Annotated in this window: 8 protein-coding genes; 2 read left to right on the top strand and 6 right to left on the bottom strand. The window is 39.7% G+C overall.

Features of this window, described 5'->3' with window-relative positions; all coding sequences use genetic code 11:
• Positions 1–290: 290 nt before the first annotated feature.
• The 4 genes from IQ230_RS15105 to IQ230_RS15090 form a co-directional block, all read right to left on the bottom strand.
• Positions 291–617 carry an STAS domain-containing protein gene (locus IQ230_RS15105; RefSeq protein WP_322742422.1) on the bottom strand — a complete coding sequence of 109 codons (327 nt, stop codon included), beginning with the start codon at positions 615–617 and terminating at the stop codon, positions 291–293.
• A gap of 271 nt (positions 618–888) precedes the next feature.
• A complete protein-coding gene (locus IQ230_RS15100; protein WP_193932782.1) occupies positions 889–2,871 on the bottom strand; it encodes a glycosyltransferase family 2 protein in 1,983 nt (660 codons plus the stop codon).
• A 17-nt stretch (positions 2,872–2,888) separates the two neighbouring features.
• Positions 2,889–4,382: a DUF3131 domain-containing protein gene (locus tag IQ230_RS15095; RefSeq protein WP_193932781.1), complete on the bottom strand. Its 1,494-nt coding sequence runs from the start codon at positions 4,380–4,382 to the stop codon at positions 2,889–2,891.
• The gene (locus IQ230_RS15090; protein ID WP_228054967.1) at positions 4,382–5,494 is read right to left on the bottom strand and encodes a glycoside hydrolase family 26 protein; all 1,113 of its coding nucleotides are present in this window, start codon (positions 5,492–5,494) and stop codon (positions 4,382–4,384) included. The genes IQ230_RS15095 and IQ230_RS15090 overlap by 1 nt, the downstream gene beginning before the upstream one ends.
• 638 nt (positions 5,495–6,132) lie before the next feature.
• Between IQ230_RS15090 and IQ230_RS15085 the strand changes: the two genes are divergently transcribed.
• On the top strand, positions 6,133–7,152 hold the full coding sequence (locus tag IQ230_RS15085; protein ID WP_193932780.1) for a DUF3466 family protein: 1,020 nt from the start codon (positions 6,133–6,135) through the stop codon (positions 7,150–7,152).
• Between the two features lie 26 nt (positions 7,153–7,178).
• Positions 7,179–8,267, top strand: coding sequence for a glycoside hydrolase family 26 protein (locus tag IQ230_RS15080; protein ID WP_193932779.1), 1,089 nt, complete (start codon positions 7,179–7,181; stop codon positions 8,265–8,267).
• A gap of 180 nt (positions 8,268–8,447) precedes the next feature.
• Here the strand turns inward: IQ230_RS15080 and IQ230_RS15075 are convergent, their stop codons facing one another.
• Both IQ230_RS15075 and IQ230_RS15070 read right to left on the bottom strand, forming a co-directional pair.
• Positions 8,448–9,704, bottom strand: a complete 1,257-nt coding sequence (locus IQ230_RS15075) for a hypothetical protein (protein WP_193932778.1) — start codon at positions 9,702–9,704, stop codon at positions 8,448–8,450.
• Positions 9,705–9,719: 15 nt separating this feature from the next.
• Positions 9,720–10,577, bottom strand: a complete 858-nt coding sequence (locus tag IQ230_RS15070) for a hypothetical protein (protein ID WP_193932777.1) — start codon at positions 10,575–10,577, stop codon at positions 9,720–9,722.
• Positions 10,578–10,600: the final 23 nt, after the last annotated feature.

The following is a 10,600-nucleotide window of genomic DNA, read 5'->3' as shown; positions in this document are numbered from 1 at the left end:
CTGATTGAGGTGTCACCTTGTGTGTATGCCTTAACTATTTTTTCTCGCAAGTCGAGCGAGTACGGTTTCATTAGACTTCATTTGTGTACTCCTCTTACTGTACCTCATAAACTTGCAATAGGCTGTAATATCAACTCCAGATGCTACAAGGTCGCTGATTTGATGCCGGAGTTGCTTAACTTGAACTCCATTGAGAAAGTCTGATGGTTGAATAATTTTGACAAAACTCATTTTTAATTGTGTCGTTTTGATTATGTTGAATAAAATAAAAGTTGTAGATGTTTCTCTAGCTATTTCGCAGCTAAAACTTTTTGACTAAATTCGTCCTGATTGGCAAAGATTTCAAAAACGCGATCCATCTTAGTTAGTTCAAATAGCATTTTAACTTGATCGTTGACTGAACAAATAAATAACTTTCCGCCCGCACTACGTACTGTCTTCATTGCTGAGACTAAGGCTCCTAAACCAGAGCTATCAATAAAACTGACATTTTGAAGATCAATTAATACAATATCAGCACCAGCAGCAACAATATCACTAACTTCGCGTCGGAATTGATTACCTTTAATACCGTCTAACATTCCTGAAGGTTGTACAAATTTAACAGAATTCATAATTTATTTTTTGTTTCAATTATTGTTTTTACTCTGCTATTCTGGCATTGATTTTAACTATTGACAAGATATACAAGTAAATGTTTTCACTTAACTTTTTTGACAAAAATAAGACATCAATACACCAAAATAATACTTAAAAATAGTTTAATATTGACAGGCAAGATGTCTATTCCACATCTCATATTTAATTTAGCTCAGCACCTCTAATTTTAAATACGAATATAGTAGTAATTAATTTTTAAACTGCGAGCCAAATTTAGATTGATATTGTTTATTTGCTTAAACGTGGTTGCCAGGTAGCTGCGCGGATAACGATCCAAAGTAGCGATAAGTTATAAACTGCCCATGCACTATTGAGTAAATGAACTAAAGGATAATTAAGAGTGCCAGTAGCAAAGCGATAAAGACTCCAAAGAATACCAAGAATAGTAAGTGTAAAAATAACTATTTGTGGCATAATTAAACGTAGATAAACTCCTGATTGTCTTTGTTTGGGTGTCACTTGGAATTTGATTGGTTGTCCTGTAAATACACTCCATACAGCTTGAATTAATAAAGGAAATAAAGCGATCGCATATTGTTCAGAACGCCAAATTTCTCTTGCAGGAATACCCCACGTAGCTGCCATGAGAGTGAGGCGGTTCAGAATAAACGCCGGAAAAAAGTGCAAGGCAAAATCAGGACCATAAGTTTTTACAGGAATAACACCAGTAAAGAAATAGATAATAGGACACGCAATAAAAACAACTGTGGCAAACCCAGAGAAATAGCTATACATCGTCTTGAAATAATGCAGTCGTTGCCAAAAAGTCAATCCTGGTTTTGTTAAAGGATTTTCGCGGATGAAAACTTGAATAGTGCCTTGCGCCCAACGTAGTCTTTGCTTGAGTGTAGAACTGAGATCGTCAGGTGCTAAACCTTCTGCCAAAAGTTCGTTATGATAGACCGATTTCCAGCCAGCAGCGTGTAACCGCATTGCGGTATTCATATCTTCAGTAATGCTGTTACTTGAAACACCACCAACTAACTCAAACTCATCAAGTCGTTTTTCATTTTTGGCAAATTCATCCGAAAAATACTGAAGTCCGACACCAATCAATGCATCGCGTCGAATCACTGCATTTGTTCCAGTGTAGAAAGCAGCATTCATGCCATCTTTACCTTGCTGGAGTGGTCCATAAAATAAATGTGCTTGATGTCCAAACGGATCGTCAGCAGGTAAGTTATAGAAATCTTGAGGAGTTTGCACAAACGCAACTCGATTACGTTCGTATTTTCCTATGAAAACATTGTAGGTAAAGAAATATGGTAGAACGCGCTTGAGAAATTGTGGTTTAGGGATATGATCTGCATCGAGTGTCAAAATAAAATCACCCGCAGTATCTCCATAAAACAGTGCATAATTAATATTTCCAGCTTTGGCATGATGCGGAATACCAGGAGGTTTGGGGCGCGCAATGTAGCGCAATCGGTTGAGTTCGACAAGTTCAATTTCTTTTTGATAAATTGCGTCTTCTAAAAATTGACGTTCAGTTGAAAGGCGATCGCTGATACTAGGGTGTGTTGGATGCAACAACAGAATTAATTGCTGCAAACGCTGCAAAAATTTAGTTTCAAGGCGAGTATCTTGCGTAGGAGAGATCGCTTGTAGCCATTCCTCAGCCTCTTGTGTATCCGGTGCTAATTCTTCCAGTTCTTGAAGGCGTTTTACCAACGAAGAACGTTCAGCATCAATTTGCGCCGCTTCCTGCTGAAGTAAAGGTTTCTGTAAATCTGCGATACTCAATTTCTCCGACATAGCGCGTATAGCTGGTGAGTTTCCATCATCTAGCACATAAACCCGCAACTTCGTTGGTGGATAGTCAATCGCCAAGGCAGCCTTGGCTGTTTGTTCAACCATTTCGGGTGGTTCGTTGTAACATGTGATAAAAACATCAACTGTAGGCAAATCGGCACGCGACATTGGTGGTGTCAACTTGTCCAACGATTTAACTTGTCGCACAATTGGACGCCATAACCCCACAACAAACATCACGCCACCGAAATAGCTGTAAATCTCTGCTAACAGTAAAGGAATCGCAAGCCACAGTGCATCAAAGTTAATTGAATGCGTTATTCGCCAAGATAAGTACCAAGCACCAAAAATCAGATTGATTTCTGCGAGGTAGCGAAAAAGTAAAGTGCCCTCTCTGAGGCGAGAACGAGTATTACCACCGGCATTTGATAGATTTTTTGTCTGAGTCACTGAATTCATAATGATACCGATGATAATTACAACACAAGTGGACGTTGACCTCTAGCTTGGTAAAGCAAACTTTCTAAAACAATTGCATTGGTATTAATATCAATTGAGCGATTTACACCAAGTTGGCGTTGTTCGTATCGCCCTGAAAGATAACCGCGATTTTGATCGGCAAGGTTTTGGACAAAGTTACGTAACTTCTTGGCATAAGGATCATTCGGCACTAGTGCAAACCAAGCGAACGCTGCTTTAGTGCTAAGAAACCGTAATTGGGGATAAGCACGTCCTCTAGTATCCGTAACGTGCCAAGGTTGATCGTCCGCATAAACACTGTAATAGAGAAAATAAGGTGGGCGATCGAGTGAATCTTCATTCACCGCAGTTAAATTACCAGTACGTTGAAAGCGTTGAGCTTGCAGTTGCAAAAGTTTGTTAACTTGTGGTTTGACAGCATCTGACCATCCCAATTCCAAGCCCCACAGCAGATAAGGATCGTTGGTGAGATAGTTAGTAGCCCCAGAGTTTTTGAAGTTACGTTGATCGACTTCCAACACAATTCCATCGACTGAGACTGTTTTAACAGGTGGTTGAGATAGCGCCTTATCTGCTTCAAGATTCCAAAGTTTCAAGCTGTGTGCGGCGTATTGCTCATAACCTAAGCGTCCTTCTTGGACTTGGAGAATTTTTCCGTTAGCACTTGAAATACCACCATTCAACCAACCATTTTTGACAAGATTCGCTAACTTCCAGCGTGTGGTAATGCGATGAATGCGATCGCTATATTCGGGATAGTGTTCGCGTAAAACGTGTAGCCCTACCAAAAAACGCGCCATATCTAGTGCTGACCAACCACTCTTACCCTGAGGATCGGGAGTATTATCAAGTTGCCGCATCTGAGCAGTGTGCGTACTATAGGCTTTATTAGGTAAGCCTGTTGCTGGTAGCGGTAATGTTTCTAATGTTTGTAACAAAGTATCGATCCGCTTTTGAAAGACACCTGCAGGCAATAACCCCAACTGTCGTGCTGCATGAATTCCGAGTATTGCACTACCTTGATCCCATAATGTTGTCCACGGTAAGTTGTCTACAGCATTCACTAAACCTGTTTTTGTATTCCAGTTGCGCTCAAAATACTTCCAAGCACGTTGAGCAGCAATACGATCTGCTTCCTGTGTTAATCGAGGTGGAGTATTGGTTGTAGGAGTTGGTTTTGGTACAGGTACTGAAACCGTTGGCTTAGGACTAGGCGCTGGTGGAGGAACGCTAGGAATTTGTGGCTTCTCAACAGGAGTTTCTGTTGGTGCTGGTGCGGAAGGTTGTGGTTGCAAATCAGGATTAAAATTATCAGGAGCAGCAAGCAAAAATGATGGCGATCGCCCCTGGTGCTGAGAAAAGCGCGATCGCAAAGAATGAGAAATGCTATGCAAGCATTCTGTACTGGTGCGAGAACAAACTAAATGCTGTGTTGTGAGCGACGATAAAATAACGCTTACTCCAGTTATTGCTACCCATCTCCCAACCATTACCGCGCAAGCTCCATGCGTGCTAAATCTGCAGGTGCTACGTAACCAAATGCATAATTGGCAATAGCATCGCGATAGCCAGCCGAATTATGATTGCGATCGTTGTAAAATGCCCAATCACATTCTTTATCAATATTGAAATAAAGAATACCTCGCACTCCCATTGCAACTAGCTGTGTGTAAGAGTTGCGCAACCATTGATCTTTTGCACTACTTTTGGCACCACTTTGCGTATGACTTGTAGTACCAGTTTGCGCGATAAAAATTGGCTTACCAGGAGCCATCACTCGCATCCGCTGAATATAAGACTCAAAGACTTCCTGTGGTTCATTCCACTGTTTCCAACTTGCGTTGCTACAATGTCCCCAGTTGTAAGCACTAAACGCAACAACATCGACTCGATCTGAACCTGGATAGTAATTTTCAAATCGGTGTTGTGCATTCTCGCTCCAACCATTCGGCGCAAACACCCATCGCACTGTGTTAGGAGAAACGCCAGCTTCTGCAAAGATTTCTTGGATACGTTGGTACGCCAGCTTAAAGTTTTGAGGATCTTTACTGTAAGTCTCTCCAGGAATATTCATCTCTTGGAATGGCGCAATAAATGCCATCCGTTCCGATCCTTGCTTTGCCCAGACAGCGTAAGCTTGGGCTAGTTTTCGGAGTGAGCGATCGACATCTCCTCTAGCAATTTGTGCTGCTGAGCGCGTCGAATCTAAATTAATAAAAGCAGTGTAACCATTGCTACGCAACAGTTCTAAGCGGTTCGTGATATTGTATGCAGGATTCGAGTCTTCAATATCCATAAAAAACCCAGCCAGCGAATGACGCTTACCTGCCCAATCGTCCAACTGACGCAACTCTCGATCGATAGTACGTTGCGAACCTAGATAGTTTGGAGTGTAAAGCCCTAATAATACTGGGGTATGGGAATTTTTTTGTGTTGCTTGATCAGAGGTTTGGTTTTGGTAAGTCTTGGCAAAAGAGGGTAAATGTTTAACACCAAACAAACTTCCTAGCATCAGTATAAGTACTAGTTGCCATTGCCACTGACTAAAGATGGAATCGCGCGTGGTGCAGCGTCTGAAGCGATCGCCAGCAGGGTCATTCATATTCCTTACTCTCAAATTCATTAGTCGCAACATCACCTGGCATTGTTATCGGCTTTCTCATCATTCAGGATGCCCAAATTAAATGCAGAACTAACAAGTTGCGTATCTATCTCAGTTCGTTGTCATGTATCTGGCGATAGAAGTGTGTATTTGAGGCAAACTAATTCATATACAATTAACACGCGTTTTTAGCTAGAAAGTTGGTTGAGTTTTATCAAAATAGTTGTTTTTATATCATCTCCGGTTAAATAACCAGAATATCGGTATCGTTACGCTGTTATTAGTGGTTAGTGACTAGTCACTAGTAACTAACCACCTTTACTGACCATTTTTGTTATCACTAATCAACTGGATTTAATATTATTTATCAACTTTCAAAATTAATTGAAATACTTACTTAATCTTATATTTGTTAATGTTGTAACTGGTTGAACTCCGTATAAAAACTGAGATTGACATATTGTCAGTAAATTCTTGGATGATTTATCTAGTTCTTATGTTTTTTATGAAATCTCTAGAAAAACCTTTTCAGTTGTTAGTTAATAGTGCCAAAATCTATTGACAAATAGCAAGTAAGCAAAGTGTAAATAGTAGCTGAATTGCTTTTTAATACACTTCCCTATTCAATTTTAGTTATTATGAAATTTTCCAAGGTTAGCCTTGCTTTAGCAAGCCTTGCCATCCTGATTGCTACTCAGCCTACCCGTGCTGGTAGCCAAAGCTACTCGATAGTTGACGTTGGTAGTCTAACTCAAAGTGGCTACGGTCGAGCTAGTGATATCAACAATCTAGGTCAAATTGTAGGTACTGCAACTTCTACGCAACGTTATTACAATAATCGTGCCTTTATTTACGATGACGGACAAATTACTGACCTTGGTATCCCTGGAAAAAGTATCTATAGCTACGCGCAAAGTATTAACGATTCAGGTGACATTGTTGGCTATTGGACGACTCCCAGCGAGAACTCGCGTGCTTTCCTTTACAGCAATCAAAAAATCACCAATCTGGGCAAAGACACATACGCCCAAAGCATTAATAATACTGGTGCGATCGCAGGCTATGTAACAACTACTAACGGAAAACTTGCGTTTGTCTACAGCAATGGTCAGATGAGCAATTTGGGTACATTGCCAGGTGGCGTAGATAGTTATGCACAAGCAATTAATGACTTTGGTGACATTGTAGGCTATGCCGAAACGGCAAGTGGTAACTATCATGCCTTTGTTTATCGCGATGGTCAGATGGTTGACATAGGTACGCTTGCAGGTGGCGATCGCAGTGAAGCAAACGGCATTAATAACTCTGGTCACATTGTAGGTTATTCCAGTACAGCAGAGGGAAATCGCGCCTTTCTTTATAAAGAAGGTCGGATGATCGATCTTGGCACTCTTGATAACAACGTCAACAGTGTTGCCTATGGAATTAATGATTCAGGTCAAGTTGTCGGCAGTTCAGGAAACAGTCGAGGACCAAGCGTCGCCTTTCTTTACAACAACGGGAAGATGATCGACTTAAATAGCTTGCTACCAAAAAACTCTGGCTGGTTGCTGACTGAGGCGCGTGATATTAACAATCGCGGGCAGATCGCAGGTGTTGGCATCATCAACGGTCAAAATCGTGCCTTTTTAATGAATCCTACTACATCCCATCCTTAAATTTACAACTGCCTCGGAGCAACAATATGAAACGCTTGTGCAAGATTATTAGCAGTTTGTTTGCTTGTGCACTTCCTTTTACTCAACCTGCATCTGCTGATACGCTTCTCGGTGCTTACTACGGTAATCAAGGTTGGGAAATGAGTAATGTCCAGGCATTAGAAACCTGGCAAGTCAAGAAAAATGCGATAACTAACCTCTTCACAAATTGGTGTAACCAAACCTCAACTCAAGATAACTTGTTTAACTACCAACTTCCCTACATTTGGAACAATCAAAATGTACCAATGATTACTTGGGAACCTTATCTGTGTTCAGCTTCATCAACTCCCAACAATATTGAAGTCCAAATAGCACAAGGTAAATACGATAACTACATCAACAACTGGGCTACCCGATTGAGAACCTTCCTCAGTGGTCCTGATGGCGTTTACAATACCAGTGACGATCGCCGCGTTTATATCCGCTTGGGTCATGAAATGAATGGTTCTTGGTATCCTTGGGGTGCAGCAATGGGAAATAATTCACCCAGCGACTACGTGAATATGTGGAAGCGCGTCAAGGGAATTTTAGATAGCAAAGGACTGGGTGTGAACCATGTACAGTGGGTTTGGACAGTCAATAACGATGATGTTGGTGGTTATAGCGCCGAGTCATATTACCCTGGTGATGCTTATGTTGATTGGATAGCGATCGATGGCTACAACTGGGGTACAAGTCAATCATGGTCAAATTGGCAAACACCACAGCAAGTTTTCGGACCGATGATTAATCGTTTACGCGCTATTTCAAATCGACCGCTGACAATTACCGAGTTTGCTACTAGTACATCAACAAGTGCTGGTAACAGCGTCACAGCAAAAGAACAGTGGATTACTGACGTTTTCAACTATGCCACAGCACAAAACATCAAGATGCTGCTTTGGTTTAATGAAGACAAAGAAACTGACTGGGCAGTATTCGGTGGAAGTCGAGGTGATGGCACATTTATGTATGGTTCTCAAACTTATATCACCAACTCTGCCTACAGTTCATCAGTTGCAGACAGTCAATTTATCCCATCGAATCACAGTAATCCGCGTTTACTAACAGATGCCCAATTTACTGGGCAATAGGAATTTTAGCGAATGAATTTGCTGCTACGTAAATAAAGTCCACCTGCGTGGACTTATACCAATTTTCGCGCATTCTAGTAACAGATTTGTGCTTCAAAACCCATATCCTCTGTAAATTTTCTAATATTCAAAGTTCAACAAGACGTTGTAGATTCCTATAGCAACCAAAAGAGAATATTTCTACTCAACTGGTGATAAAAGATACAAACCAGGTTCAGCCTCAGCATCGGGTAGCAGATCTCTACTACTCTTTGCATTTTGATCGCATAATGCTGCAAAAGATTGTAAACTATCTAATCTTGCTGACAGTTCGCTCAAAGTATCTAGGTATTCAGCAACAGCAATCTGACGATGCGTCCATGATTGATCGAGTTGTGCGCTATGAGACATGGAAAACTCTACGTCAATATTAGTCTTCTGACACCGAATTTGCTCAGGAGATAACGTGCGATCGCTTGGAGAGATTTGAACAATACGTTCTATTCGTTCTGGAGTAATGTGGTTTTCAAACCGAGCATTAGTAAAGCGATAAGCTGTAGACAAGTAAGAATTGCGATCGCTAATTAATTCACCGCCCCATTTTTCTGCTACTTGTTTAAATTTAGGGACTTCTTCGGTAAGTAATTCTTTAGCTGCTTGATGTTGACCTATTTCTAAAAGCAGATTTGCTTCGGTTGCTGTAGCGACTGCCCAACCTTGAATAGAAACATCAGCATTAAGCATTAATTCAGCATTTAATTCTGGATTTGCTTGCAAAGCCTGGTTAGCCAAAAACAAGCGTACTCTGGAGGCAACTTTTAGCGCTTCTCTAGGCGATTCATTTGGAAAACGTTTGCGATCGTCAAGTTCAGCATTTAAAGCAGCAATCTCTTTAATGAGCATTGCTTGGTGTATATAAGAAATAGCCTTCGCAAGTTTTTGTTGTTGTTCTCGACTATTTTCTACTAATAAGTATAAATATGCTAGTTGTCCAGAAATAGCATCTAAGCGATCCTCAACGCGATTAAAACCTTCCTGTACAAACTGTTGAAGATTGCTTAAAGAGTTTTGGATCTGGTGTAACTTGTATCCCATATATGCAAAGCCAGCAATACTAACACCAAGATTCAATACACTTGCACCCGCAGCAATTTGAGTTAAACCCATTACAGATGCTAAAGTTCTTTCAATACCAAATAATTGTTGCTCGACTCCAAGTAGTTTGTGGTAAGTAAAGCCATGATCAATAACATCAATACTACCTAAAATAGGTGAAAAAGGAATACCCACTAATTTATTTGTAAGTCCAGGGGCTTCCACTAAGTGACGTATAATTTGACCGCCATTTGGTCTACCAGCAGCGCATCGAATAACGCTACCATAGCGTTGCATTGAGCCATCAGCTAAACCTTTAATAATTTCTCTATCTTTAAATAAAAGAGTAGTATCAACCAGCATTTTAATTTTTACTGTTTAGCGACTATATAATTCAAAGTTTGTGCAAGCTTCCATTTGTAATCTAGGTGATATCTCAAAATCAATCGTTAAATCAGCCAATTTACGAAAAGCATCATATCTAGCTAGCTGATTTAGATTTGGCTCAAAACCTTCATCACTTTGACTTAATTTAAGATAAAGTAAGTAGATATCATATTCTGACTCTTCACCTGACAGTACTCGGTATTTTTTCATATTAGATTTTTTTTGATTAAAGGTACTTTCAGAACCCAACCATAAATATTGAGTTGCATCATAAATTTCTTCTCCATCTCTTAGAGATATATATTCTTTATTCTTTAGTGATTGAATCAAGCTTGCTTTTTTAGCATCAACTGCTAAAACTAAAAAATGTTGATCTATTTTTTGAATTGGAGGATTTGAATAATTATTATTATCGTTTTTTGTTGTTTCTGTAAAATTGTTTTTTTGCTCTGGTTGGTTACTTTTATAAAGTAGATATCCAACTGCTGTAACTGCAAAAGTAATAAGAGCGATGAATACCATATTTCCACTATTTATGTTTATTCGTTTTAAAACTCTTGTAATTAAATAATTGAGTCTACTTGTTATTGGCATTTCTTCTGTTATCTGTCCAAATATATTTTTGACTTCTCTTTTTTTGGGTTGCCATTCACTCCAAGAGAAAGCTGTTATGTCTTGTATCTCACCCCATTCCTTATAGTTTTTTACAATATAATCAGCTACGTTCTGATCTATAAAAAGTTGCTTGCACCAAATTTCAATTCCGCATAATATATATTCTTGAATACAATTATTTAATTGTGCCCTACGTAGTTGGTTAGTTACTTGAATTAGATTTTGGATAAACATAGTAAATTAAAAACTGCTATATA

The sequence above is a fragment of the Gloeocapsopsis crepidinum LEGE 06123 genome, from assembly GCF_015207655.1.
Classification (GTDB): domain Bacteria; phylum Cyanobacteriota; class Cyanobacteriia; order Cyanobacteriales; family Chroococcidiopsidaceae; genus Gloeocapsopsis; species Gloeocapsopsis crepidinum.
The sequence above is the reverse complement of the archived record's forward strand: the minus strand, read 5'-3'. Positions and strand labels throughout refer to the sequence as shown.

What these genes read in the sequence shown, in the direction of transcription:
- IQ230_RS15100 (WP_193932782.1), bottom strand. Translation starts at nt 2,871, where the DNA reads ATGAATTCAGTGACTCAGACAAAAAATCTATCAAATGCCGGTGGTAAT.
- IQ230_RS15095 (WP_193932781.1), bottom strand. Translation starts at nt 4,382, where the DNA reads ATGGTTGGGAGATGGGTAGCAATAACTGGAGTAAGCGTTATTTTATCG.
- IQ230_RS15090 (WP_228054967.1), bottom strand. Translation starts at nt 5,494, where the DNA reads ATGAATGACCCTGCTGGCGATCGCTTCAGACGCTGCACCACGCGCGAT.
- IQ230_RS15085 (WP_193932780.1), top strand. Translation starts at nt 6,133, where the DNA reads ATGAAATTTTCCAAGGTTAGCCTTGCTTTAGCAAGCCTTGCCATCCTG.
- IQ230_RS15080 (WP_193932779.1), top strand. Translation starts at nt 7,179, where the DNA reads ATGAAACGCTTGTGCAAGATTATTAGCAGTTTGTTTGCTTGTGCACTT.
- IQ230_RS15075 (WP_193932778.1), bottom strand. Translation starts at nt 9,704, where the DNA reads ATGCTGGTTGATACTACTCTTTTATTTAAAGATAGAGAAATTATTAAA.
- IQ230_RS15070 (WP_193932777.1), bottom strand. Translation starts at nt 10,577, where the DNA reads ATGTTTATCCAAAATCTAATTCAAGTAACTAACCAACTACGTAGGGCA.